The sequence below is a fragment of the Ensifer sp. Root423 genome (assembly GCF_001426275.1).
GTDB classification, from domain to species: domain Bacteria; phylum Pseudomonadota; class Alphaproteobacteria; order Rhizobiales; family Rhizobiaceae; genus Ensifer; species Ensifer adhaerens.
The window spans coordinates 634,874-661,171 of the sequence record NZ_LMEG01000001.1 but is presented as its reverse complement, the minus strand read 5'-3'; the positions used below and the strand labels follow the sequence as shown (position 1 = coordinate 661,171).

Sequence of the window (26,298 nt, the reverse complement as noted above, 5' to 3'; positions counted from 1 at the left end):
TGGCGGCGCCATCCGACCTCAAAAATCATACAAATTCAAGCCTGCAACGTTGCAGTAATTCGCGCGTCGTATCGCCTGTGCCCGGCTTTCCGCATCGATTCGCTTGGCGATGTGCACCTTAAGGCGGCTGACGATCGCCGTGCCTCGCCGTCTGCAACCGGATTGCACAAACAATGGGCAAAGCGCTGGATCACCCTATTCTACTTTAGTCGGAGGCGGCCGAACTACACGGGAAAATCGCACCTCAGACTTGAACGTGCGCTTGAAATCGGCACTCTGGCTATGCTTGGCACAAGAACCATAAAAGCCATCGCGGGGAGGAAATCGATGAGAGCTTTGCTCGGCTTTAGCCGACTTATAGACACGATCACGGAATTTATCGGAAAGAGCGTTTCATGGCTGATCCTGGCCGCTGTTCTCGTCAGCGCCGGCAACGCAGTGATCCGCAAGATCTTCAACATGTCGTCGAATGCCTGGCTCGAGGCGCAATGGTATCTATTCGGCGCCGCGTTCATGTTTGCGGCCGCCTATACCCTGAGCCAGAACGAGCACATCCGCATCGACGTGGTCTACGGTCAGTTCTCGCGCCGCGTGCAGCATTGGATCGACCTTCTTGGGCACCTCCTCTTCCTGATGCCCTTCGTGCTGCTCGTGCTCTATTACCTCTTCCCCTATGTGAAGATGTCCTACGTCTCGGGCGAGGTCTCATCATCCGCCGGCGGCCTGATCATCTGGCCGGCCAAGGCCATCCTGCTCTTCGGCTTCCTGCTGCTGGCCTTCCAGGGCGTGTCGGAGATCATCAAGAAAATCGCGATCATGACCGGAAACATGGAAGACCCGACACCCTATGTGCCGACCCATGCGCCGCTTGACGATGTCGTGTCTCCGGAGACCCGTCCATGATCGAATTCATTGCTGAAAACCTGGCGCCGATCATGTTCGCGTCACTGATCGTGTTCCTGCTTTTGGGATACCCGGTCGCCTTCTCGCTCGCCGCCAACGGCCTGCTGTTCTTCATCATCGGCGTCGAACTTGCGCCGCTGTCGGATTCGATCAACCTCTCCTGGCCCCTGCTCAACGCGCTGCCTGACCGGTTCTGGGGGGTGATGTCGAACGACACATTGCTTGCCATCCCCTTCTTTACCTTCATGGGGATTGTGCTCGAGAAATCGGGCATGGCGGAAGACCTGCTCGACACGATCGGCCAGCTCTTCGGCCCGATCCGCGGCGGTCTTGCCTATGCGGTCATCTTCGTCGGCGCGCTGCTTGCAGCCACGACAGGCGTCGTTGCCGCCTCGGTCATCGCCATGGGCCTGATCTCGCTGCCGATCATGTTGCGCTACGGCTATGACCGGAAAGTCGCCTCGGGCGTCATCGCGGCTTCCGGCACGCTCGCCCAGATCATCCCGCCGTCACTCGTGCTCATCGTTCTTGCCGACCAGCTCGGCCGTTCGGTCGGCGACATGTATGCCGGCGCGCTGATCCCGGGCCTGGTGCTGACCGGACTGTACATGGTCTACATCCTGATCATGACGATCCTGAAGCGTGACTCCATGCCGGCCCTGCCGCTGGAAGCCCGCACGCTGGGCTCCGGCGTTACCTCGCTGTTCATCGCGCTCGCGGTCGCAGCCGGCATTGCCTATGCCGCCCACGTCTATCTCTACCCGACCCAGGGCGAGAACGCCGACATCCTCGGCGGCACAGTGGGCGTTGCCTTCATCTATATCGTCGCCCTGCTCGACCGCGGCCTGAAGATCAATGCGATGTCGAGGCTTGCCCAGCAGGTCATCATCGTGCTGATCCCGCCGCTGGCGCTGATCTTCCTCGTCCTCGGCACCATCTTCCTCGGCATCGCAACGCCGACCGAAGGCGGCGCCATGGGTGCAGTCGGCGCGCTGATCATGGCGGCCGCCAAGGGTCGTCTCAATCTGGACGTCGTGCGCGGCGCACTGACGGCAACGACAAGGCTTTCCGCCTTTGTGCTGTTCATCCTGATCGGTGCGCGCGTCTTCTCGCTCACCTTCTACGGCGTCAACGGCCATATCTGGGTCGAGCACCTGCTGACGGCGATGCCGGGCGGCGAGACCGGTTTCCTGATTGCCGTCAACCTGCTCGTCTTCTTCCTGGCGTTCTTCCTCGATTTCTTCGAGCTCGCCTTCATCATCGTGCCGCTGCTTGCGCCCGCTGCCGACAAGCTTGGCATCGACCTCATCTGGTTCGGCGTGCTCCTCGGCATCAACATGCAGACGAGCTTCATGCACCCGCCCTTCGGCTTCGCGCTCTTTTACCTGCGCTCGGTCGCGGCCAAGGTGCCCTATCTCGACAAGATCACCGGCAAGTCGATCCAGCCCGTTACGACCGGCCAGATCTACTGGGGTGCCGTACCCTTCGTCGGTATCCAGATCGTGATGGTGGGCCTGACGATCATGTTCCCGCAGATGGTCATGCACTACAAGGGAACCGGAACGGGCGTCGATCCGAACACCATCAAGATCGAGGTGCCCGGCTTCGGCGCCGGCGGTGGCGGTCTCGGCCTGCCCGGCGGCCTGCAGCTTCCAGGTGGTAGCCCGCTCGACCAAAAGCCGGCCGATCAGGGTGGCGCCCAGCCGCAGACCGCTCCGTCGAACGACCTCAGCCAGCCTCCGTCGTTTGGCAGCCCGGGTGCCCAGCCACAGCCGGCCCCCTCAAACGACCTCAGCCAGCCGCCGTCGTTCAAGTAGGACCGCTGGCAGACAGAAAAGCAAAGGGCGGCCGATAAGCCGCCCTTTCCATTTCTACAATCGCTGAGACGACGACCGAACTCGTTCAATCCAGCCGCTTGGCCGGATTGTCGCGGTACCAGTCGACGATCATCGGCATCGCCTCCTCGAATGGACCGCCGACATAAACGTTGAGCAGCCCGATGCGCGCTTCGCTCTCGTTCTTGAAGTCATGCATCGTCCCGCGCGGGATGACGAACAGCGAGCCCTTCGGCTTCTGGTGCCAGATGTCGCCGACGAGCACGCTCGCCGTGCCCTCGATCACGTAGAAGATCTCGTCGTTGTCGTCGTGCTTGTGGGCGCCCGGTCCCTCGTGCCTGGCCTCGAGCCACCATTCCGAGACCGAAAATCGACCAGCGGTTTCAGCGCCATCGGCTTTGAAGACGGCCTGGATGGCGCCCATGTCGTAGCGGCGGCCCTCGTCGGGACCGAGCACGACCGATTGGCCTTCGCTTGGCATAGTTCTTCCTCCGTCCTGTTGAGGCAGCAACCCTACCACGAAATGCGTTCAGTACGGCGCGCAGCAATACGCCGTGCGCGCGGCAACGAAAAAGCCGCCCGCAACGGATATCGCGAACGGCTCGTTTCAATCGGCAATGAGGGAAAAGCTTAGAGCTTGCCGCCGCGCTGCTGGATCATCATGAAGGTGTCGTAATTGTATTCGGCGATCTGGGCGTTGAGGTAGTACTCGCCGCGGAAAGCCTTGATCGAGTCCCAGATCTTCTTGAAGGTCGGGTTCGAGGCTTCCATCTCCGCGTAGACCTCGTTGGCCTTGTCGAAGCAGGCTGACAGGATTTCGGCGCTGAACGGGCTGAGCTTGGCACCCGAAGCCACCAGGCGCTTGATCGCCGAGGGGTTCAGGTAATCGTACTTCTGCAGCATGTTCGCGTCAGTGGCGTGGCAGGCGGTGCGCAGCAGCGACTGGTAGTTCTTCGGCAAGCCTTCGAAGGCCGCCTTGTTGAACATGGCGTGGACCGTCGGACCACCTTCCCACCAGCCGGGATAGTAGTAGTAGGGCGCAACCTTGTAGAAGCCAAGCTTCTCGTCGTCATAGGGGCCGACCCATTCGGCAGCGTCGATGGTGCCCTTTTCCAGCGCCGGGTAGATGTCGCCGCCGGCGATCTGCTGCGGCACGACGCCGAGCTTCTCGACGACCTTGCCGGCGAAACCACCGATGCGCATCTTCAGGCCCTGCATGTCGGCAACCGTCTTGATTTCCTTGCGAAACCAGCCGCCCATCTGCACACCGGTGTTGCCGCCCGGGAAGCCGACGAGGCCTTGCGTGCCGAGGAACTCGTTGAAGAGGTCGATACCGCCGCCATGGTAGTGCCAGGCGTTCATCCCGCGCGCGTTGAGCGCGAAGGGAACGGCTGCACCGAGCGCCCAGGTTGGGTCCTTGCCCCAGTAATAGTATGCGACCGTGTGGCAGGCTTCGACCGTACCGGCAGCAGCCGCGTCAGCGGCCTGCAGGCCTGGAACGATTTCGCCGGCAGCGAAGACCTGGATCTGGAAAGCACCGTCGGTTGCCTCCGAGACGTATTTCGACAGCACTTCGCCGCCGCCATAGATCGTGTCGAGCGACTTCGGGAACGACGACGCCAGGCGCCAGTTCACCTTCGGGTTTGCCTGCGCGATGGCCGGTGTCGCAAGCGCGGCTGCACCTGCGGCCGCCAAGCCGCCGAGGCTTGCGTTTTTAATGAATGAACGGCGATCCATGGTTCCTCCCCTAGTTCTCGCCAAAGGGCGGGCGCAGCGCGCCTCTACCCATCAATCCACCCTGCCCCTTCCCGGACAAACGGTGGCTCTCCTCCTCGTTACCCGCCGAAAGCGACTGAGATCAGCAGCGCAACCGGCAGGCATTGTCGCACCTTACAGAAACACCGGACCATGTCCAGAAGCCGCTTTCCGGCGTTTATTCGACTTTTGTCTAATACGCCGGAAAGCGATGTCCTTTGCCTAAAATGCAGGCAAATCAATATTTTCGGTCGAAATCAGAGCTCGGCCGACTTGGCCCAGAGGTTGATGTCCGCCTCGCGCGCATAGAGATCGATCTCGGCCAGTTCGTCGGCCGTGAACGTGTCGTTTTCGAGCGCCTTGACGCAATCGACGATCTGCTCGGAGCGGCTGGCGCCGATCAGTGCCGAGGTGATCCGGCCGTTGCGCAGCACCCAGGCAAGCGCCATCTGCGCCAGCGTCTGGCCGCGCTTTTCGGCGATACCGTTCAGCTTGCGGATGTTGTCGATGATCTCGGGGCGGATGAAGTCCTTCTTCAGGAAGTGGTTCTGCGCCGCGCGGCTATCAGACGGGATGCCGCCAAGATACTTCGTCGTCAGCATGCCCTGGGCGAGCGGCGAGAAAACGATCGAGCCGATGCCGAGATCTTCGAGCGTATGGATCAGCCCATCGTCCTCGATCCAGCGGTTGAGCATGGAGTAGCTCGGCTGGTGGATGAGGCAAGGCGTGCCGAGATCCTTAAGGATCGCGGCGGCTTCGCGGGTGCGCTGCGAGTTGTAGGAGGAAATCCCCACATAGAGCGCCCGGCCCGAACGCACGATATGGTCGAGCGCACCGCAGGTTTCTTCGAGCGGCGTCTCAGGGTCGAAACGGTGCGAATAGAAGATGTCGACATAGTCGAGGCCCATGCGCTTCAGGCTCTGGTCGCAGGATGCGATCATGTATTTGCGGCTGCCCCATTCGCCGTAAGGGCCGGCCCACATGTCGTAGCCAGCCTTGGACGAGATGATCAGTTCGTCGCGCAAGTGCGCGAAGTCCGTGCGCATGATTTCGCCGAAGGCAGTCTCGGCCGAGCCCGGAGGCGGGCCGTAATTGTTGGCGAGGTCGAAATGGGTGATGCCCAGATCGAACGCCGTGCGGCACATGTCGACCTTGCGGTCATGCGGTGTGTCGCCACCGAAATTGTGCCAAAGCCCCAGCGAGATCGCCGGCAGCTTCAGGCCGGAACGGCCGAGACGGTTATATTTCATGGTGTCGTAGCGGTTTTCCGCCGGTAGCCAGGTCATCGCACAATCCTCCGCGATCGATCTCCGGATGGCGAACTCGTCCGCCACCCTCAAAAATGAAACGGTTTCCGTAGCGGTTGGCCGCTACGGAAACCTCAGTTCACAAAGGTCTAAACCTCTCCGGTGTCGCTATGAAGCGGCAGCGACGCGATTTCCCGACATTTCTTCTTCGGTCTCGCGCAAGAGTGCCCGAGCTTCCTCGATGCCGAGGGCGGCCGGCTGGGTGCAGGTGGTGGAGAGTTCGACGAAACGTCCCTCCTCGCCAGATTTCAGGATCGACACCATGACGTCGACGCCGTGCAGCGCGCGGTCGAGCGAGCAGCGGGCATCGCGGCCTTCGAGGATGGCGAGCGCCATGTCGGCAAGGCCGGCGGTGCGGTAATTCGCCATCGGCCCCTGCGGATGCTCCTGGTTGGCAACACCGAAAGGATGATCCCAGGGCTCCAGCGGCTCGATTTTCTTGTCGCGGCCGCTTGCTTCCACCGTGCCGCCGAAGAAGTTCGGGTCGGGCACGTAGAGCGAGCCTTCGGTGCCGTAAAGCTCCATGTTGGCATGGCGGTGCGACCAGACATCCCAGCTGGCCGACAGCGTGATCGTCGCGCCGTTCTCAAATTCGAGCAGCGCGTGGATGTTGGTGGGCGTCCTGACCGGGATCACCTCGCCCTTGCGCGGTTCGCTGGTGATCGTGCGGGTCGGGTTGGCCATGGTGGCGAGCGCCGCCACGCGCTTCACCGGACCGATCAGGTTGATCAGGTTGGCGATGTAGTAGGGACCGAGATCGAGGATCGGGCCGCCGCCGGGCAGGAAGAAGAAGTCCGGGTTCGGATGCCACATCTCCATGCCCGGGTTCATGACGTGGCAGGTGCCCGAGGTCACCCGGCCGATCTTGCCCGCGTCAACATAGCTACGGGCAAGCTGATGCGCGCCGCCGAGGAAGGTGTCCGGCGCGCAGCCGACGGAAAGGCCCTTCGCCTTGGCGATCGCCCTCAACTCCTCGCCCTGCTCCAGGGAGAGCACCAGCGGCTTTTCCGAATAGACGTGTTTGCCGGCTTCGAGGATTGCCTTGGAGACCGGATAGTGCGCGTCCGGAATGGTCAGGTTGACGACGATGTCGACATCGGGATTGGCGAGCAGCGCCTCGATGCTCTCAGCTTTAACGCCGTATTCGGCCGCCCGCGCCTCGGCTGCCGCCGGGTTGATGTCGGCGCAGGCGACAACCTTGATGCCCCGGAAAAGCGGGGCAAGCTTGAAGTAGGTGGTGGAGATGTTGCCGCATCCGATGATGCCGACGCCAAGTTCCTTGGTCATGGATAAACCTGCTTCTCAATAGGATTGGATGGAGGCGAGCGAACGCTTGGCGAAGCGCTTGAAATCACTCGGGTTGTCGTGCTCGGCGATGAAGTAGCGGGCCTTCGTGCCGGAAAGTGCCGCAAACAGGCCTTTCCAGTCGACCGTGCCCTCGCCGACATCGGCCCAGCCGTCCTCGTCCTTCTTCTCGCCTGTCGGCGCGATGTCCTTCACATGCACGGCGGTGATGCGGTCGCCATACTTCTTGATCCAGGCGATCGGATCGGCGCCGCCGCGGATGATCCAGGCGATATCGGCCTCCCAGGAGAGATCCGGTCCGCCCGCAAAGATCAGGTCCTGCGGAATACTGCCATCCGGAAGGGCCGCGAACTCGAAGTCGTGGTTGTGCCAGCCGAAGATCAGCCCGGCATCACGATAGGGCTTGCCGGCCTTCTGCAGCCGCTCGCCGAAGGCGCGCCAGCCGGCGGCATCGGTCGGGCGCTGGTCGGGCATCAGGTAGGGGCAATAGATCGCCTTGATGCCGAGCGCCTTGGCGATTTCGAGCACGCGGGCCGGATCGCTTTCGAGCATGTCCAGGCCAAAGTGCGCGGTCGGCATGGCGAGGCCATTGTCGTCGAGACCTTCCTTGAAGCTGGCGATCTCGGCGTCGCTGAGCGCTGCGTAAAGCGCGCCGTAACCTTCGACCTGGCTGTAGCCGGCGTCGCCGAGTGCTTTCAGCACATTGGCGAAAGGCGGGAAATTGCGAGCGCTATAAAGCTGGAAACTGACGTCCTTCATGAAATCCTCCTCGATTTCGTCCTGGGGGTCTTGGGATAGTGGGATCTTGGGGTTGTTGGGGTCTCGGTATCACCTGAGCCAGGTATCGTAGTCCGACACCAAGAGGTGGGCGGGGCCTGCGTCCTCCTCGATCGCCGAGAAGCGACCGACCGGCTCGCGGAAATAGTTGTCGGTGAGATCGTCGTTGACGGTCGATACTTCGCCCATCAGCACGTCGGCGCCCTCGGCCCAGAAGGCGTGCCAGTTGCCAGGGAGAAGCGTGACGCTTTCACCGGCCTTGAGCTTCAGCAGGTCGCCAGCTTTCAGCGTGCGCAGCCGTGCATCGGTCGCGACAACGACGTCGCTCTCCTCGTCAACCGAGCCGTCCGGTTTGGAATTGTACATCTGCAGCACCAGCGAACCGCCGCCACGGTTGATGATGTCCTCGGTCTTGACCGCGTGACGGTGCAGCGGGTTGACCTGGTCCTTGGCGGTGATCATCAGCTTCTCGGCGTAAACCATGCCCTGCCCGGTCTTCAGATTGGCGGCATTGCCGTTGCGCAGCGTGAAGAGCACCAGCCCGAACTCCTCGAAGCGGCCCTTGCCATAGTCGGTAATGTCCCAGCCGAGCCGGGCATCAAAGATCGTCGGACTGTCGGAAGCGACGCGCGCCTTCAGTTGCTCCGGCGACCAGTAGGCAAAGGGTGGCAGGGTGAAGCCGAAGCTCTTCATGAAGGCATCGCTCTCGGCGATGATGTCGTTGACGTGGCTGCGTTTCATGGCGGTCAACCCTTTCCCTGGCAGGATTCGAGATCGAAGGCGGAAAAGCGCGGCAGCTCACCTGCGTCAAACGGCACCTTCGGGGTAAAACGGATGACCTTCGTCTCGCCGGCCAAGAGGTCGAAGGCGTTGTCGGAATAGCGCCCGGCCACATCCGCCTCGATCATCACATGCAGCGCCAAGCCGCTCGCCTTGACCGTGACGTCGAAGGCGCCTTCGCCTGCGGGCGCGACATCGAGTGTCAGGCCGGACGGCTTGAGGTCGAGCGCCTTGTAGGTGCCGTTGACGTGGTGCCCCTCACCGCGCATGCCGTTCGATGCCTCGAACGACCAGAACAGCAGGTCGCCTTCCGGAATGTCGAAAGCCGCGATCGTCGCCAGCGTTGCCGCCCGGTCCGGGCTGCAGGTACCGGCGACCGCCGCGAGCGGCGTGCGCTGGCCATCGAGCGAAACCAGGAAGGTCTGCAGCTCGACGGTCACCGGCTCTGCCGTATCGTTGACCATCGAGAAGGCGATTTCCTTTCCATCTGCCGATGGGATCGCTGCGACCGAGACCGGCTGGAAGAAGCGACGGACCATGTAGTGCATCGCCTTCCAGCTGCCGCCATAGTCGAGGCTCGACCAGGAGGCGACTGGCCAGGTGTCGTTGAGCTGCCAGTAGAGCGTGCCCATGCAATGGGGCTTCAGCGAGCGCCAGTAGTCGACGGCCGTGCGGATCGCCAGCCCCTGCTGCACCTGGCTGAGATAGACGAAGGCCGGAAAATCCTTGGGGAAGCGGAAGTAGCGGAACATCGTGCCGGCGATGCGCTCGTTGCCGCCGACATTCTTCTGGTGGCTCTCGATCACGGGCGACGCGATATTGAGGTCCTTCTCGGCCGAAAACTGCCGGATGACCGGCATCGACGTATAGGACTGGAAGCCGAACTCCGAGCAGAAGCGCGGCCGCACGGTGCGGTAATTGTCGAAGGACTTGTTTTCGTGCCAGACCGACCAGTAGTGCATGTCGCCGGAACCATCGGCATGCCAGGCGTCGCCGAAGTCGAGATATCCCGACGCCGGGCTCGACGGCCACCAGATCGCTTCGGGCAGCGCCGCCTTCAGCGCCACCTCGATGGTGCGGTTCAGCCGGTCATAGGAGACGAGATAACGGTCGCGATCCTTGCGCGGCTCATCGAACCAGGTGAGCGCGCCGACGAGCTCGTTGTCGCCACACCAGACCGCGATCGACGGATGCGACGACAGGCGCTTGGCCTGGTAGTCCACCTCGGCTGCGACATTCTCCAGGAAATCCGGCGTCGAAGGATAGAGGTTGCAGGCGAACATGAAGTCCTGCCAGACCATGAGGCCCAGTCGGTCGCACAGATCGTAGAACCAGTCCGGCTCGTAGAAGCCGCCGCCCCAGACGCGGATCATGTTCATGTTGGCATCGACAGCCGAGGTCAAAAGGTCTTCGACGCCTTCGCGCGTCACCCGCGACGCCAGCGCATCGGCCGGGATCCAGTTGGCGCCCTTGCAGAAGATCTCGCGGCCGTTGACGCGGAAGGCGAAGCGGCTGCCGGCCTCGTCCTTGTCGGTCAGAAGCTCGACGGTGCGGAAACCGATCTGACGCGTCACCTGCTCCTGCGGCACCTCGACGGTCAGCCGCGACAGATGCTGCTCGCCGCTTCCAGCCGGCCACCAGCGCTTGGGCTCGCTCATGGTGAAGACATGGGTGATGCGGGTCTCGCCCTTGCCGACGGCGCAATCGAGCCGTTCGCGGTCCTCATCGAGCGAGAAGTGCACCGGCACAATGCCCGGCCCATCGGCAAAGAGCGTCAGCGTCACCACCAGATCGACGCTGCCATCCTCCAGCCAGACCTGCTTGCTCGTCACATGCTCGATGCGGGCGATCTCCAGCCGGCAAAGGGCGATCTCTCCGTAGACGCCGAGCGGCGCGATCGCGAGGTTCCAGTCCCAGCCGAAATGGCACTGGGGTTTGCGCAGCATATTGCCGTTGGCGATCGGTGAATTGCCAGGGTGATAGGGCACGTAGAAGGGCTGCTCCGCCTGCCGCCGCGCGCCTTCGGCAATCGAGGAATGCAACACGATGCGGATGCGGTTCTCGCCTGCAACCAGCGTCTTCGAGACATCCGGGCGATAGCGGCGGAAGCAATTCTCCGCTTCAAGCACCAGCTTGTCATTGACGAACACCGAGGCAACCGTGTCGAGGTATTCAAGGTCGAGATACCAGTAGCCGGCAATGTCGTCGGCACCGACCGTGACCGTGCGCTCGATCACCCAGTCCTTGTGCGCCACCCACTGCACGTCGTTCTCGTTGCGCCCCACATACGGGTCGTCGATCACGCCGGCCTTCAGCAGCGCCGAATGCACATCGCCCGGCAACTCCATTGCCAGCGCATGGCTATTGTCGACGGAAGAAAGTTGCCAATCCCCTGCGAGATCGAGACGAATGGCGGTGCGGGTGAAATCCTCAGAGAGCATGCGCATGGTTCCATAGATCGACCGGCCACGCCGGCACAGTCATTGCTGGGAGGTGCCGGGCAGCGGTGGCCGCCCCGCATCCCCTTATTTCAGAGTCGGTTCTCGCTTGTCGCATCGAAGATCGAGGCGACGCCCATGTCGAAGGAAAGCGTGACCGCCGTGCCCGGCGCGTAGCGCCGCTGGCCGGCGATACGAACCGACATCGACTGTCCGGCAAGCTTCAGCCACAGCAGATTGTCGGCGCCCATCGGCTCCTCGATATCGACGACCGCCCGGTGCGAGGCCGGCGCGCCACTTGCCGCTTCGTCGACGCGCACATGCTCGGGCCTCAAGCCCAGCACCACCTTCTGGCCATGCACGAAGGGCGCGCGCGACGGATAGGCCGACACGTCGAAATCGACGCCGTTGGCGTGGACGTAGGCGCGCTGGTCGCGCAGCTGCAGTTCGCCGCGAAAGAAGTTCATCGACGGCGAGCCGATGAAGCCGGCGACGAACAGGTTTTCCGGCGCGTTGTAGATCGTCATCGGATCGGCAAGCTGCTGGATCACGCCGCTCTTCATGACCGCGATGCGGTCGGCAAGCGTCAAGGCCTCGATCTGGTCATGGGTGACGTAGATCATCGTGTTCTTCAGCGACTGGTGCAGCCGCTTGATCTCGACGCGCAGTTCCGAGCGCAGCTTGGCGTCGAGGTTGGAGAGCGGCTCGTCGAACAGGAACACGTCGACATCGCGCACCAGCGCCCGGCCGATCGCCACACGCTGGCGCTGGCCGCCCGAGAGTTCCGAAGGCTTGCGCTTCAAGAGCGGCTGGATCTGCAGGATCTCGGCGGCGCGGCTGACGCGCTTGTCGATCTCTTCCTTCGGCACCTTGGCGACCTGCAGGCCGAAGGAGAGGTTCTTCTCCACCGACATCTGCGGATAGAGCGCGTAGGACTGGAACACCATGCCGATGCCGCGGTCCTTGGGCTCCTCCCAGGTGACGTTCTTGTTCTTGATGAAGATCTGCCCGTCGCTGACATCGAGCAGCCCGGCGATGCAGTTCAGCAAGGTCGATTTGCCGCAGCCGGACGAGCCGAGCAGCACCAGGAACTCGCCGTCCTTGATGTCGAGGTTGAGCGTGTCGAGCACAGTGACGGCACCGAAGCTCAACGACAGGTCTTTGACCGATACGCTGACGTTTTGCATGTTGTTACCCTTTCACTGCGCCGGCGGCGATGCCGCGGACAAAAAGCCGTCCGGAGACGAAGTAGACGAAGAGCGGAACCGCCCCGGTCAGGATCGTCGCCGCCATGTTGACGTTGTATTCCTTCACGCCCTGGACCGAATTGACGATGTTGTTGAGCTGAACCGTCATCGGGTAGTATTCCGGCCGGGTGAACACGACGCCGAACAGGAAGTCGTTCCAGATGCCGGTGACCTGCAGGATCATCGCCACGACGAAGATCGGCAGTGACATCGGCAGCATGATCTTGAAATAGATCGTCCAGAAGCCGGCGCCATCGACGCGCGCGGCCTTGAACAGTTCCTCCGGCAGGCCGGCGAAATAGTTGCGGAAGAGCAGCGTCAGGATCGGCATGCCGAAGATGGTGTGCACGAGGATGAGGCCGGTGAGCGTGCCGTAGATGCCCATTTCCCGCAGTACGATGACGATCGGATAGATCATCACCTGATAGGGAATGAAGGCGCCGACGATCAGGATGGTGAAGAACAGCTCCGCCCCCTTGAAGCGCCAGTTGGCGAGCGCATAACCGTTGACCGAGGCGATCGCGATCGAGACGATCGTCGAAGGAACGGTGATGCGCACCGAGTTCCAAAAGCCGCGCGAAAGGCCGTCGCAGTTGAGCCCCGTGCAGGCGCTCGCCCAGGCCTTTGCCCAAGGCTCGAAGGTGATTTCAACCGGCGGGGCAAAGATGTTGCCGAGCCGGATTTCCGGCATGCCCTTGAGCGAAGTCATGACCATCACGTAGAGCGGCAGCAGGTAGTACAGCGCCACGACAATCAGCGTGCCGTAGATCATGATGTTGCGGCCAGACAACGCCCGGCGGGGCTTGGCGCCGCGGGGGCCGGCGACGACCCGGTTTGTCTGCGCCTGCAGTGCGGCCTCTTCAGTCACCGAATTGAAAGCAACGATATCAGACACGCTTGCGCCCTCCCCCGAATTCCAGATAGGCCCAAGGCACGATGATGATGGCGACGGTGATGAGCATCATCGTCGAGGCGGCAAAGCCCTGACCGAGGTTCTGCGCCTGGAACATGTAGTCGTAGACATATTTTGCAGGCACTTCCGACGCGATGCCGGGACCGCCGCTCGTCTGCGCCACCACCAGGTCGTAAACCTTGACGATGCCGCTGGCGATGATCACCAGCGTGGTGATGAAGACGCCGCGCATCATCGGAATGACGACGAAGATGTAGGTCTTCCACATGGGTATGCCGTCGACGCGCGCGGCCTTCCAGATGTCCTCGTCGATGCCGCGAAGACCTGCGAGCATCAGGCACATGACGAGCCCGGTGCCCTGCCAGAGGGCTGCGATCAGGATGCCGTAGATAACGATGTCGGCATTATAGAGCGGGTCGAAGGTGAAGCTTTCCCAGCCGAGCGAGCGCACCACCGACTGGATGCCGAATTCCGGATTGAGCAGCCATTGCCAGACCAAGCCCGTCACGATGAAGGACAGGGCGAAGGGATAGAGCATGATGGTGCGGAAGGTATTTTCGAAGCGGATCTTCTGGTCCATCAATGCGGCCAGCACGAAGCCGATCAGCAGGCTGAAGATCAGCGAGAAGATGCCGTAGATTGCCAGATTCTGCACCGAAATCAGCCAGCGCGGCGCCGCCCAGAGGCGCTCGTACTGATCGAGGCCGACGAATGAGAGCCGCGGCAACAGCTTGGAATTGGTGAAGGAATAGACGACCGTCCAGATCGTGCCGCCGAGGAAGATCACCACGGCCGTCAGAATCATCGGGACGGAGGCAATCTTCGCGTTCAGGTTCCGCAGCCACTGGTTCGGTCGGCCCGAACCTTGTGTGTAACCCGCCATGTTTCGTTCCTCCGGAACTGCATTGGGTTTCGGACGATGGGCAGCCCCGCGCACTCAGCGCGCAGCGCTCTGCCACATCAGGGCGACAACCACTCCCATGGGGCCCGCAAACGCATCACGCGCGGACGACCGGCACATCCTGCCGAATGGGAGGCTTTGACCGGCCTCGTTTTCAAAGAGGCCGGCCAAGGCAGTTGCGGTTATTCCGCGTTCGCGATGATGTCGGCGAAGCGCTTCTGCGCGTCTTCCGGCGTGATCGACGGGTTGGCGAAGAATTCGGAGAACAGGTCTTCCTTCTGCTTCTGGCTGTCGGCCGAAAGCAGCTGGTCGGTACCCTGGATCACGTTGCCCTTGGCAAGAATGTCCAGCCCCTTCTTCATGCAGTCGTTGGCAGCCGCCAGATCGACGTCGCCGCGCACCGGCAGCGAACCCTTCTTGAGGTTGAAGGCGACCTGCGTCTTCGGATCGAGCAGCGTCGAGGCCAGCGCTTCCTGCGCCTTCGACTTTTCCTCGTCCTTCAGAAGCGGGAAGTAGAAGGCGTCGCCACCGGTCGAGATGATCTCGTTGACGCCGAGGCCCGGCAGGCAGGTGTAGTCGGTTCCGGCCTTCTGGCCGGCAAGCGCGAATTCACCCTGCGCCCAGTCGCCCATGATCTGGCCGCCGGCCTTGCCGGTGATGACCATATTGGTCGCCTGGTTCCAGTCCTGGACGTTGGAGCCCTTCGACATGCGGCGGGCATCGTCGGCAGCCTTGAAGACCTTGGCGATCTCGGGGCCTGCGGCCACTTCCTCGTCCTTGTCGCCGAACACCTTCTGGAAGGTGTCCTTGCCGGCGATCGCCACCATCAGCACGTCGAAGGCGCCGGCTGCCTGCCACGGCTGACCGCCGACGGCGAGCGGCACGATGCCTGCCTTTTCGAGCGCGGGCGCCGCGGCTACGAATTCATCCCAGTTCTTCGGAACCTCGACGCCGGCCGTCTTGAAGGCCGCATTCGACAGCCACAGCCACTGCCAGGAGTGGATGTTGACCGGGGCGCAATAGATCTTGCCGTCGATCGTGCAGGAATCGAGCAGGCTCACCGGCTTGATGATGTCCTTCCACTTCTCGCGGGTTGCGACATCGGTGAGATCACGCATCAGCCCGGCCTGAACCAGTTCCTCGGCCTGGCGACCATGGTTGAACTGCGTGGCGCCCATCGGGTCGCCACCGGTGATGCGGCTGATCATGATCGGACGGGCGGTGCCGCCAGAACCGGCGATCGCGCCGTCGACCCAGTGATTGCCCGTCGCATCGAAGGCCTTGGCGAGTTCCGCGACCGCGGCAGCTTCGCCGCCCGAGGTCCACCAATGGGTCACTTCAAGATCGACAGCGTTGGCTGCGCTGAGCGGCAGGGCCACGGCGGCTGAAAGCACGGCGGCGAAAGAACGTAAATTCATGAGTCTCCTCCCTCACTGTAACGTTACCGTAAAAAACTTAGTGCAATCGATTACAGGACGCAACACCCACCACAATCGATTTAAACAGAATCTTAAAAAACACCCATTGCGTGCATACGGCAGCCGCGTTCCAAAGCGCTTTGTGCGCAATGGCGGCACCCACGCGGCCAGCAGGAATCCCTTTCATCGCGCTGAAATACATATATTTTCCGCAACAATGGCGCACCGGCATCGGAGGCGCCATCTCGCAAGCGCAAAAAACATGCGCCAAAACTTCCGATTCAACCAGTCCGCTCCATCTTTCGCAGCGCAGCAACGAAAACGCTCGACATCGCAACTGTATCGTTACAGATTTGAAGCAATTTGATCCATCCAAAGCAGCATAGCCGCCACCGACTTTTCGTATATAACGCGATGACGTGACAGGGCGACGGCGCGGCGGATGGAACTGAACCGACGCGTTTCGCTGCCGGATGGGCAATCTGGCGGCGGGCGGCAAGAGAGTGGGCGGGTGACGGCAATGGACAACAAGACGAAAAACAGGCCGCAGAGACTGCCGGATGGAGCCCGTCCGACACTGAAGACGATCGCCTTCATGACCGGGCTCGGCATCACTACGGTTTCGCGGGCGTTGAAGGATGCGCCCGATATCGGTGCGGAAACCAAGGAGCGTGTGCGGCTCGTCGCCAAACAGATCGGCTACCAGCCGAACCGCGCCGGCGTGCGCCTGAGAACCGGCAAGACCAATGTCATCAGTCTCGTATTGACGCTGGAAGAAGAGATCATGGGCATCACCAGCCCGATGGTCGTCGGCATCACCGAGATCCTTGCCGGCACGCCCTACCACCTGGTCGTCACCCCCTATAGCGCCGTCAAGGACGCGCTGGCGCCGATCCGCTATATCCTCGACACGGGTGCCGCAGACGGCGTGATCATTTCGCGCACCGAGCCGCACGATCCGCGCGTGGCGCTGCTCACCGAACGCGGACTGCCCTTCGTCACGCACGGCCGCACCGAAATGGGGATCGTTCACCCCTATCACGACTTCGACAACGAGCGTTTCGCCTACGAGGCGGTACGCAAACTGGTGGCGCGCGGCCGGCGGAAGCTGGTGCTGCTCGAGCCGCCGCCGCACCTCACCTTCTATTCACACATGCGCGCCGGTTTCGAGCGTGGGCTTCGCGATTTCCAGGCGGATGCAGTCGGCTTCCACCAGACCAACATTGACCATTCGCTGGTCGAGATCCGCGACGCCTTCGAGCCCCTGATGCGCTCGGCGGACGCGCCCGACGGCATCGTTTCGGGCAGCGGCTCCGGTGCGATCGCTTTGATTGCCGGCCTGGAAATGGCCAAGAAGAAGCTCGGCGAAGACTGCGACATGGTCTCGAAGTCACCGAGCGACTTCCTGCGCTGGCTGCGCCCGGAAGTCATGACCATGTACGAGGACATCCGCGTGGCCGGTCGGGAACTGGCCAAGGCAGTCATCGGCCACATCGACGGCCAGCCGCCAGAAACGCTGCAGAGCCTCAGCCAGCCCGAGTTCCAGCCGCCGATCACGCGTGGCTTGCGCGCCTAGGAACGGCTGAAAACAGCCCTCAAGTCTTGCTTGTGACGCAGAAACCTGCGACAGGCCGGGGCAACAATTGGGCGCGACTGCGCCCCGCTCCTCCCTTCAGGCTACCGCAGACATGATCCGTATCGAAAACATCAGCAAGCAGCTCAGCCACCGCATCCTTTTCATCGAAGCCTCCGCCGCGCTTAACCGCGGTGAAAAGGTCGGCCTCGTCGGCCCGAACGGCGCCGGCAAGTCCTCGCTCTTTCGCATGATCACCGGCGAGGAAATACCGGACGAAGGCCAGGTCGCCGTCGATAAGGGCGTCACCATCGGCTACTTCAACCAGGACGTCGGCGAGATGTCCGGCAACAGCGCTGTTTCCGAAGTGATGAACGGCGCCGGACCGGTGAGCGAAGTCGCCGCCGAGCTGCGCGAGCTCGAAGCCGCCATGGTCGATCCGGATCGCCTCGACGAGATGGACGCGATCATCGAGCGCTACGGCGAGGTGCAGGCACGCTATGAAGAGCTTGACGGCTACGCGCTGGAAGGCCGCGCCCGCGAAGTGCTGGCGGGCCTGAGCTTTTCCCAGGAAATGATGGACGGTGACGTCGGCAAGCTCTCGGGCGGCTGGAAGATGCGCGTGGCGCTTGCCCGCATTCTCCTGATGCGGCCGGACGTGATGCTGCTCGACGAACCGAGCAACCACCTGGATCTCGAAAGCCTGATCTGGCTCGAAGACTTCCTCAAGAACTATGACGGCGCGCTGATGATGACCTCGCACGACCGCGAGTTCATGAACCGCATCATCACCAAGATCATCGAGATCGACGGCGGTCAGCTCAATGCCTACTCGGGCGACTACGGCTTCTACGAGCAGCAGCGCGCTCAGAACGAGAAGCAGCAGCAGGCGCAGTTCGAGCGCCAGCAGGCGATGCTCGCCAAGGAAATCAAGTTCATCGAGCGCTTCAAGGCGCGCGCCTCGCACGCCTCCCAGGTGCAGAGCCGGGTAAAGAAGCTCGAAAAGATCGACCGGGTCGAGCCGCCGAAGCGCCGCCAGACCGTCGCCTTCGAATTCCGCCCGGCGCCGCGTTCCGGCGAAGACGTCATCAACATCAAAGGCGTGCACAAGAAATACGGCAGCCGCAGCATCTATGAAGGTCTCGACTTCATGGTGCGCCGCCGCGAGCGCTGGTGCATCATGGGCATCAATGGTGCCGGCAAGTCGACGCTTCTGAAGCTCGTCGCCGGTTCCACCGAGCCGGACGAAGGCAATGTCGCGCTCGGCGCCAGCGTCAAGATGGGCTACTTCGCCCAGCACGCCATGGACGTGCTCGATGGCGACCGCACGGTGCTGCAGCAGCTCGAAGACACCTTCCCGCAGGCGGGCCAGGCGCCGCTGCGCGCGCTTGCCGGCTGCTTCGGCTTTTCCGGGGACGATGTCGAGAAGAAGTGCCGGGTGCTTTCCGGCGGCGAGAAGGCGCGCCTGGTGATGGCGATCATGCTGTTCGACCCGCCGAATTTGCTTGTTCTCGACGAACCGACCAACCACCTCGACCTCGACACCAAGGAAATGCTGATCAAGGCGCTCGCGGACTACGAAGGCACGATGCTGTTCGTTTCGCACGACCGCCACTTCCTCGCAGCCCTTTCCAACCGTGTGCTGGAGCTGACGCCCGAGGGCATCCATCAGTATGGCGGCGGTTACACGGAATATGTCGAGCGGACCGGCCAGGAAGCGCCGGGTCTTCGCAGCTGAAGCAAAGCAAGCTGGGCGTCGCGCGCCGGCGCCCAGCATTTCGCAGTCACCGCCTTCCTCGGCGGGACCGAGGACCTGCAAGCAGAACCCAAACGCATAACGCGACCCTGCTCTAAATCGGTACTGAAAAAACTAGGTTCTTGTGGCGCTGCCGTGGCAACGCCCACCGATCCTAACTTATCGCGCCGTGAAATCGATGGGACTTTGGTCCGACTCTTGCTGCCAAAGGTCTGAGTGTCATTGCCGCGCCATGCACCGGTCACATATTGCACGGGCTGGGGCGCCATCGCAGCAAACAAAAAAGCTGCCAATCACTTCAGACAGGTGATGTTCGGCATGACATCGAGAATTGCATGGAAAGACAGGCTGACTGACCGCGCGTGGGCCTTCCTGTCCAATCCCTTGACCATCGGCATCTATCTTGCGTTCGCCATGCTTTGCGCCTTCGTCGGCAGCGCAACGACCGGTGTCCCGGCCTATCTGCTTATGGCCATCGGCTTTCTGCTGGTGATCTTTGTCGATCCGCCAATGAGGCTGGGTAGGCTGCGGCAACGGCGCCGCAGCTCGTCACCGGCAAACACGGTTACGCCATTCCCGCGTCGAGCGGATGAGCGCGAAACGATGCGGGGTTCGCAGCGCCCTGGCGAACGCAGCCGAATCCGCGACGACCGCCACGCTTCTCGGCGCTAGCCGCGCCCGCCAGGGGTCTTTAGGACAACTGGCGTCACGCGGTGCACAAGCCTCAGCCCGCAACAATCGGCCCTTTCGGCCGCTTTCCGTCTGACGTACATTCCCATGAACGGACGCATGACGTCCACGGTGCAGCCAAGCCATCCAGCATGAGATGGCGATGAAAGCGCGTGGGCACGATGAAGACGAAACACTACGTGCTGCAAATCTTTCGCGCCGCCTTCACCGACAGGCTGGTGCTGATCATCGTTGTGCTGATGATTGCCTCGCTTTTCACCGTCCTGCCGATCAAGTCCTGTTCCAATCCCACCGCGTCAGGCGGCGGGGGAACCACAGAACGATCTGTACCCGTCTCGATGACAGGCTAGCACCCCGTCCACGCAAAACGAGGCCCAAACGAAAACGGGGCGACCCGAAGGCCGCCCCGCATTGATCTGATTACCCGAACGGTCAGGCGTTGAGGCCGCTGCCCCACGGGCCATGATGGCTGTCGGCACCGTCGACGCGGTCAAAGCCATGGGCGCCGAAGAAGTCGCGCTGCGCCTGGATGACATTGGCCGTGCCGCGGCCGCGGCGGTAGCTGTCGAAGTAGCCGAGTGCGGAAGCGAGTGCCGGAACCGGCAGACCGCCGAGTACTGCGGCCGAGACGACGCGGCGCAGTGCCCCGTCGGTGTCCTTCACCATGGCGGCAAAGGCCGGCGTCACGATCAGGTTGGCGGCGTCAGGCGCCTTGGTGAAGGCGGTGGTGATCTCGTCCAGGAACTGCGAACGGATGATGCAGCCGGCGCGCCAGATCTTGGCGATCGTCGGCATCGGCAGGTTCCAGTTGAACTCCTTGGACGCCGCCGACATCACGGCAAAGCCTTGCGCATAGGCGCCGATCTTGGCGGCAAGCAGCGCGCTTTCGAGATCCTTGATGAAGGCTGCCTTGTCGGCGACCTTGAACTCGCCGACTTGGGGAAGGCCAAGGATCTTTTCGGCCGCTTCGCGCTCGTCCTTCATCGAGGAGATGCTGCGGGCTGCAACCGCCGCCTCGATGCCGGTTGCCGGCACGCCCATGTTCTGCGCCTCGATCACCGACCACTTGCCGGTGCCCTTCTGGCCAGCCTTGTCGAGGATCAGGTCGACGATCGGCTTGCCGGTCAAAGGATCGGCAGCCTTCAGCACCTTCTCGGTGATCTCGATCAGGTAGGAGTTGAGGCGGCCCTTGTTCCAGGTGCCGAAGACTTCGCCAATCTCGCTCGCCGACATCTTCAAGCCGTCGCGCAGGATGCCGTAGATTTCGGCGATCATCTGCATGTCGGCATATTCGATGCCGTTGTGGATGGTCTTGACGAAGTGGCCGGCGCCGTTTTCGCCGAGCCAGGCGACGCAAGGCACGTTGTCATACTTGGCGGCGATCGAGGTCAGCACGGTCTCGACGCGCTTCCAGGACTCTTCCTTGCCGCCGACCATGATCGACGGACCGTGGCGCGCACCTTCCTCACCGCCGGAAACACCCATGCCGATGAAGGTAAGACCCGAATCCTTCAGCGCCTCGAAGCGGCGCATCGTGTCGCGGAAGTTGGCGTTGCCGGCATCGATCATGATGTCGCCCTTGGCGAGATACGGCTTCAGGATTTCCATCTGCTGGTCGACCGGCTCACCGGCCTTGATCATGATGATGATCGGGCGCGGCGGGCGGATGGCGGCGACAAACTCTTCAATGGTGTCGCAGGGCACGATCTGGCCCTGGAGGTCGCCGGCCTCCGCGTAGAATTTGTGCGTCGCTTCGACGGTGCGGTTGAACACCGCGATCTTGTTGCCTTTTTCAGCGATGTTGAGCGCCAGGTTCGAGCCCATGACGCCGAGACCGATTAGGCCGATTTCCGCCTGTGACACGTGATTGCCTCCATTGGACAGAAGTGCCGGGCGCGATCGGGATAAACGCGTCTGTGCCGGCCCTTCGAATTGAACTTCGCCCCCTCGCGCGGGGCTCTGTCGAAGGCCCAGGCGCGAGAAGCGACGGCGGAGGTTGTTTTGGCATTCAAATCGATTAAGGACAAGTGATTACTGACGAAATCACTTCTTTTCAGGCTTGCCATCGCCATCGTCGAGCACCCGCCAGGAGGCGCCTTCGAGGTCTTCGTATTGGCCGCTCTTCAGTGCCCAAAGGAAGGCGGCGAGGCCAATCCCACCGAGAAACAGCGCTATGGGAATGAGATAGATCAGCGTGTTCATGAGGCGCTCCCGACCGGCCGCAGCGTGACAGGTGCCTTCTGTTCGGCGACCTCCGTGACATTGCCGGTCGCCGCGCGCAGGCGCAAGGCGTTGGCAACGACGATCACCGACGAGGTCGACATGGCGACGGCCGCGATCAGCGGCGTGGCATAGCCGAGGATCGCGATCGGGACGGCGATGACGTTGTAGCCGATCGCCAGGGCAAAGTTCTGGCGGATCAGCCGCCCGGCCCGGCGCGACGTATCGATCGCCATCGGCACGGCGTTCAGCCCCTGGTGCAGGAAGACGAAGTCTGCCGCCTGGCGGCCAACATCGGCGGCCGTTGCCGGCGCCATCGAGACGTGCGCGGCGCGCAGCGCCGGCGCGTCGTTGATGCCGTCGCCGACCATCAGCACCCGGTGACCGCCCTCAGCGGCGGCCGCACATTCATCGACCTTGCCGCGCGGCGTCAGTTCCGCCTTGAAGCGCTCGATGCCGGCCCGCTTGGCGAGGGCGGAGACGACCGGCGCCCGGTCGCCCGAAAGAATGCCCGTCGAAAGACCGAGCCGTCCAAGTTCCTCGATGCTCTCGCGGGCGAACGGCCTGAGCCGGTCCTCGAAGCGGAAGCAGGCGAGTTCGCGGCCATCGAGCGACAGGATCACTTCCGACTGGCCGGTCGCCTCGCCGGCATCGCCGCAGGCAAAGGCGCGGCTGCCAAGCCGGTAGAGACCGGCTTGCGTCTGAGCTTCAATGCCGGCACCGGGGATTTCGCGGATGTCGCCATTGACGACGGGCGCGATCGCCGCCGCATCATGAATGGCCATCGCCAGCGGATGGCGCGAATGCACGGCGAGCCCCGCCGCCGTCGCGAGGATCGATGGCTGAATGTCCCCGCCATTGACGAGCCGCGGCTCGCCAACCGTGAGTGTTCCGGTCTTGTCGAGCAGCACCGTATCGATCTCGGCAAGCCGCTCCATCGCCGAGCCGTCCTTGACCATGACGCCGTTCTGGAAGAGCCGTCCGGCGGCAATCACCTGCACGACAGGTACCGCAAGCCCGAGTGCGCAGGGGCAGGTGATGATCAGCACCGCGACGGCGACCAGCATCGCATGATGGAAATCGCCGTTGACGAACATCCAGCCGATGAAGCTGACCAGAGCCAGCAAATGCACCGCCGGCGAATAATATTGTGCCGCGCGGTCGGCGATGCGGCGGTAGCGCGCCCTGCCCCCTTCGGCGGCTTCCATCAGCCCCATGATCTCGGCAAGCAGCGAGTCGCGTGCCGCCGCCATCGCCTCGATCGTCAGCGGTCCGGTGAGGTTGAGCGTACCCGCCTCGACGGCGTCGCCGACCTTGACCGGCGCCGGCGCGCTCTCCCCATTGACGATCGAGCGATCGAGATCGCTGGTGCCCATGAGGATGCGGCCATCAACGGGGATGCGCTCGCCGGCAGCGATCGCCAGTTTCTCGCCTGGCTTGATCTCGTCGACAGGGCGATACTCGCGTCCGCCGTCAGCATCCACCACCATGGCGCCGCGCGGCGAAAGCCTCGCCAGGCTGCTGATCGCCGAGCGGGCGCGCCCGCGCATCATGTGGTCGAGCGTGCGGCCGATCAGCAGGAAGAAGAGCAGCATCACCGTGCCGTCGAACCAGGCATGGGTGCCGTGAGTGATCGTCTCGTAGAGCGAGATCGAATAGGAGAGCGTTATCGCCAGCGCAATCGGCACGTCCATGTTGGTACGGCCGTGCTTCAGCGCGTTCCAGGCGGACGCATAGAAGAAGCGTCCGGCATAGATCAGCGTCGGGGCGGCAATCAGCGCCGAGATCCAGTGAAAGAGATCGCGGGTCGCCGCCTCCGCCCCCGACCACACCGAGACCGAAAGCAGCATGATGTTGGCCGAGGCAAAACCCGAGACGGCAACGGCGCGCACGAGCTTCTTCAGCGTCTGATCGCCGTCTTCCTCGCCCGGCGCGAAAAGATGGGTCTCGTAGCCGCGCGAACGGATGGCCCGCGCCAGTTCCCGCGGATCGGTACGGGCGCCATTTACCTCTTCCTTCCAGATGATCGACACGCGCCGGGACGAAAGGTTCACGCGCGCCCGGTCAACCTCCGGCCGTGTCTTCAAAGCGCCCTCGAGCGTAGTAATGCAGGCGCCGCAATGCACGCCGGGCACGCTCAAATCCGTCTGGCGCAGGCCGCCGCCGAGCGACCGGCTCATCAACCACAGCTCTTCCGTTGTCGGCAGTCCCTGCCCGGCCCTGTCGACCTCCAGAGCCATTTCGGTTCCGGGAGCACAGCAGCTCATTTCGCAGCTCCCGGCACCATGAAGCGGATGGCCTGGCGGTAGACGACGGTCTCGCCGGAGGTTGCGGTGATATCGGCGATCCACTGGCCGCGCTTCAGCGCGGTTGCGGCAACGAAGACGCCCTCGCCCTGATGCGCCATCTCGACCGTGACGTCCTCATGCTCCTCGACCGGGCGTTTCAGCACAGCCACCACCTTGTCGGCAGTCATCTCCGGGTTGCCCCGGCGCGTCAACGTGTAGCGCAGCGCCTCGTTTTCGACGCTGAGCTTGCCGTCGAGGCCATCGGCGACAAAGGCCTTCGCTTCCTTCACCTTGCCGTTGAACTGCTGGCTCGCGACATAGGTGTTTTGCACCACCAATCCGCTCCAGCTATGGCTGGCGTTCCAGGCCATGATCAGATTGACGGTGATGATCGTGCCGAAGAACAGCACCATGACGCCGAGCATGTGCCAGCCGGTGAAGGGCCGCGGTGCCTTTGCCTGTTTTGCCCCTGCCTGGTTTATCGTCATTTTGCGGCTCCCGGGCTGTTGAAGTTGGCCTTGTAGACATCGCGCTCATGGCTCGACGGATCCTCGACGATCAGGCTGAAACCGTCGTCCGCCTCGCCGAGCTTGTCCTTTGGCAGCGTCACGAACACCTTGACTGCCGTCACCTTGTCCGGATCGACGCCGAGGGCGAAGGTCCGGCCGTCGCCCGCCGCCTGGCCGGCGATGCGCATGGTCGCAGAGGGCATCCCGTCGATTGCGAGCGTGATCGTGCGTTGTTCGGGGATCATGTTCAAGAGCTTGACCATGTAGCCGTTGCGCACCGAACCATCGGATTCGACGACGAACTGCGGGTTGCGGTCGTGCAGCACGTTGAGTTCCAGCCGGTCGCGCGACAGGAGCGCATAGAGCAGACCGATACCGACCAGCGTCCAGACGCCGAGATAGACGAGCACACGGGGCCGGAAGACGATCTTCCAGTTGAAGTGGCGAACCTTGTCCGAAAATGCGCCGTCGGCGTTGCGCACCCGACCCGGATCGATCGCCGCCGTACCGCCATTGGTGGCCAGCGCCATGTTGGCGGCATAGTCGTTGAGCGTCGCATAGGAAATCAGCCCGCGTTCACGGCCGAGCTTGTCCATGACACCGTCGCAGGCATCGATGCAGAGCGCGCAGGTGATGCATTCGAGTTGCTGGCCGTCGCGAATGTCGATGCCCATCGGACAGACGACGACGCAGGCGTTGCAATCGACGCAATCGCCGACGGCCTCCCCGGCAGCGACGGCCTTTTTCTGGTGGCGCGAGCGCGGCTCGCCGCGCCAGTCGTTATAGGTCACGACCAGCGAGTTTTCGTCGAGCATTGCCGCCTGGATGCGCGGCCACGGGCACATATAGGTGCAGACCTGCTCGCGCATCAGTCCACCGAAGACATAGGTCGTCGCCGTGAGAATCGCGACGGTCATGTAGGCGACCATGGGCGCTTCCAGCGAAACGAAGCTTTTCAAAAGCGTCGGCGCATCGGCGAAATAAAAGATCCAGGCGCCGCCCGTGGCGATGCCGATCATGATCCAGATCGAGTGCTTCGACACCCGCTTGACGATCTTGTCGAACGTCCAGGGACCGGCATCGAGCTTCATGCGGGCATTGCGGTCGCCTTCGATATAGCGTTCGACCACCAGGAAGAGATCGACCCATACCGTCTGCGGACAGGTATAGCCGCACCAGGCGCGGCCGACGGCAGACGTCACCAGGAACAGGCCGAAGCCGGCCATGACGAGCAGGCCTGCGACGAAGAAGAACTCCTGCGGCCAGATCTCGATGAAGAAGAAATAGAAGCGCCGGGCGGCGATATCGACGAGCACAGCCTGGTCCGGCGCATGCTCGCCACGGTCCCAGCGGATCCAGGGCGTCAGGTAGTAGATGCCGAGGGTCACCAGCATCACCAGCCACTTGAAGCGGCGGAAGCTGCCTTCGGCACGCTTCGGGAAGATCTTCTTGCGCTTTTCGTAGAGCGGCTTGCGCACATGCGCCGCATTGACCGGTTCGGCCTCGTGACGTTCGACGGAGGCTGGATTTGCGGCGGATTGTGGGCTCATTTGTGGGAAATCCCCGGATATGTCATGTATTGCACCACGTTTTGCCTGATTTGGCGGCCGAAAACGTTGATCTGTGTCAAGTTTGCGGGCTAAAGCGCCAGCATGCGGCGAAAGGTCCAGGCGCTCGAAAGAG

Annotated in this window: 22 protein-coding genes; 6 read left to right on the top strand and 16 right to left on the bottom strand. The window is 62.6% G+C overall.

The window, feature by feature from the left end; translation table 11 throughout:
* Positions 1-327: 327 nt before the first annotated feature.
* Positions 328-903, top strand: coding sequence for a TRAP transporter small permease subunit (locus ASD01_RS03295; protein WP_034788445.1), 576 nt, complete (start codon positions 328-330; stop codon positions 901-903).
* Complete coding sequence (locus ASD01_RS03290; protein WP_034788443.1) at positions 900-2,720, top strand: TRAP transporter large permease; 1,821 nt, start codon at positions 900-902, stop codon at positions 2,718-2,720. Before ASD01_RS03295 ends, ASD01_RS03290 begins: the two co-directional genes overlap by 4 nt.
* An 85-nt stretch (positions 2,721-2,805) precedes the next feature.
* Here ASD01_RS03290 and ASD01_RS03285 read toward each other — a convergent pair whose 3' ends face one another.
* The 11 genes from ASD01_RS03285 to ASD01_RS03235 all read right to left on the bottom strand — a co-directional run bounded on the left by ASD01_RS03285 (position 2,806) and on the right by ASD01_RS03235 (position 15,579).
* Entirely contained in the window at positions 2,806-3,219 is a 414-nt protein-coding gene (locus ASD01_RS03285) for a cupin domain-containing protein (protein WP_034788438.1), read from the bottom strand.
* Between the two features lie 149 nt (positions 3,220-3,368).
* Positions 3,369-4,475 carry a TRAP transporter substrate-binding protein gene (locus tag ASD01_RS03280; protein ID WP_034788435.1) on the bottom strand — a complete coding sequence of 369 codons (1,107 nt, stop codon included), beginning with the start codon at positions 4,473-4,475 and terminating at the stop codon, positions 3,369-3,371.
* 275 nt (positions 4,476-4,750) lie between these two features.
* Positions 4,751-5,779 (bottom strand): L-glyceraldehyde 3-phosphate reductase, encoded by a 1,029-nt coding sequence (gene mgrA, locus ASD01_RS03275; RefSeq protein ID WP_034788432.1) that lies wholly within the window; start codon positions 5,777-5,779, stop codon positions 4,751-4,753.
* Positions 5,780-5,908: 129 nt separating this feature from the next.
* Positions 5,909-7,087 (bottom strand): Gfo/Idh/MocA family protein, encoded by a 1,179-nt coding sequence (locus ASD01_RS03270; protein WP_051659132.1) that lies wholly within the window; start codon positions 7,085-7,087, stop codon positions 5,909-5,911.
* A gap of 15 nt (positions 7,088-7,102) precedes the next feature.
* Positions 7,103-7,864 (bottom strand): sugar phosphate isomerase/epimerase family protein, encoded by a 762-nt coding sequence (locus tag ASD01_RS03265; protein WP_034788429.1) that lies wholly within the window; start codon positions 7,862-7,864, stop codon positions 7,103-7,105.
* Positions 7,865-7,933: 69 nt separating this feature from the next.
* Positions 7,934-8,623, bottom strand: a complete 690-nt coding sequence (locus ASD01_RS03260; protein ID WP_034788426.1) for a D-lyxose/D-mannose family sugar isomerase — start codon at positions 8,621-8,623, stop codon at positions 7,934-7,936.
* Between the two features lie 5 nt (positions 8,624-8,628).
* The gene (locus tag ASD01_RS03255; RefSeq protein WP_034788423.1) at positions 8,629-11,103 is read right to left on the bottom strand and encodes a beta-mannosidase; all 2,475 of its coding nucleotides are present in this window, start codon (positions 11,101-11,103) and stop codon (positions 8,629-8,631) included.
* Between the two features lie 89 nt (positions 11,104-11,192).
* Positions 11,193-12,287: an ABC transporter ATP-binding protein gene (locus ASD01_RS03250; RefSeq protein WP_034788421.1), complete on the bottom strand. Its 1,095-nt coding sequence runs from the start codon at positions 12,285-12,287 to the stop codon at positions 11,193-11,195.
* A gap of 4 nt (positions 12,288-12,291) precedes the next feature.
* Complete coding sequence (locus tag ASD01_RS03245) at positions 12,292-13,119, bottom strand: carbohydrate ABC transporter permease (RefSeq protein WP_370689664.1); 828 nt, start codon at positions 13,117-13,119, stop codon at positions 12,292-12,294.
* 115 nt (positions 13,120-13,234) lie between these two features.
* On the bottom strand, positions 13,235-14,143 hold the full coding sequence (locus tag ASD01_RS03240) for a carbohydrate ABC transporter permease (protein ID WP_034788417.1): 909 nt from the start codon (positions 14,141-14,143) through the stop codon (positions 13,235-13,237).
* A gap of 200 nt (positions 14,144-14,343) precedes the next feature.
* Positions 14,344-15,579, bottom strand: coding sequence for an ABC transporter substrate-binding protein (locus ASD01_RS03235; protein ID WP_060643548.1), 1,236 nt, complete (start codon positions 15,577-15,579; stop codon positions 14,344-14,346).
* A gap of 520 nt (positions 15,580-16,099) precedes the next feature.
* On the opposite strand from ASD01_RS03235, the gene ASD01_RS03230 reads away from it, so the two are divergent.
* The 4 genes from ASD01_RS03230 (at position 16,100) to ASD01_RS03215 (ending at position 19,948) form a co-directional block, all read left to right on the top strand.
* On the top strand, positions 16,100-17,155 hold the full coding sequence (locus tag ASD01_RS03230; protein ID WP_034788411.1) for a LacI family transcriptional regulator: 1,056 nt from the start codon (positions 16,100-16,102) through the stop codon (positions 17,153-17,155).
* Positions 17,156-17,267: 112 nt separating this feature from the next.
* Entirely contained in the window at positions 17,268-18,890 is a 1,623-nt protein-coding gene (locus ASD01_RS03225) for an ABC-F family ATP-binding cassette domain-containing protein (protein WP_034788408.1), read from the top strand.
* Between the two features lie 234 nt (positions 18,891-19,124).
* On the top strand, positions 19,125-19,580 hold the full coding sequence (locus tag ASD01_RS03220; RefSeq protein WP_127889099.1) for a hypothetical protein: 456 nt from the start codon (positions 19,125-19,127) through the stop codon (positions 19,578-19,580).
* A 170-nt stretch (positions 19,581-19,750) separates the two neighbouring features.
* On the top strand, positions 19,751-19,948 hold the full coding sequence (locus ASD01_RS03215; RefSeq protein WP_064816996.1) for a hypothetical protein: 198 nt from the start codon (positions 19,751-19,753) through the stop codon (positions 19,946-19,948).
* Positions 19,949-20,030: 82 nt separating this feature from the next.
* On the opposite strand, the gene gndA is transcribed toward ASD01_RS03215, so the two are convergent.
* The 5 genes from gndA to ccoG all read right to left on the bottom strand — a co-directional run bounded on the left by gndA (position 20,031) and on the right by ccoG (position 26,165).
* Positions 20,031-21,461, bottom strand: a complete 1,431-nt coding sequence (gene gndA, locus ASD01_RS03210) for an NADP-dependent phosphogluconate dehydrogenase (protein ID WP_034788404.1) — start codon at positions 21,459-21,461, stop codon at positions 20,031-20,033.
* A 180-nt stretch (positions 21,462-21,641) separates the two neighbouring features.
* Positions 21,642-21,800 carry a cbb3-type cytochrome oxidase assembly protein CcoS gene (gene ccoS / locus ASD01_RS03205; protein WP_034788403.1) on the bottom strand — a complete coding sequence of 53 codons (159 nt, stop codon included), beginning with the start codon at positions 21,798-21,800 and terminating at the stop codon, positions 21,642-21,644.
* Positions 21,797-24,085, bottom strand: coding sequence for a cation-translocating P-type ATPase (locus ASD01_RS03200; RefSeq protein ID WP_034788401.1), 2,289 nt, complete (start codon positions 24,083-24,085; stop codon positions 21,797-21,799). Before ASD01_RS03200 ends, ccoS begins: the two co-directional genes overlap by 4 nt.
* A complete protein-coding gene (locus ASD01_RS03195; protein WP_034788399.1) occupies positions 24,082-24,594 on the bottom strand; it encodes a FixH family protein in 513 nt (170 codons plus the stop codon). The genes ASD01_RS03200 and ASD01_RS03195 overlap by 4 nt, the downstream gene beginning before the upstream one ends.
* Positions 24,591-26,165 (bottom strand): cytochrome c oxidase accessory protein CcoG, encoded by a 1,575-nt coding sequence (ccoG, locus tag ASD01_RS03190; RefSeq protein ID WP_034788396.1) that lies wholly within the window; start codon positions 26,163-26,165, stop codon positions 24,591-24,593. The genes ASD01_RS03195 and ccoG overlap by 4 nt, the downstream gene beginning before the upstream one ends.
* Between the last annotated feature and the right edge of the window lie 133 nt (positions 26,166-26,298).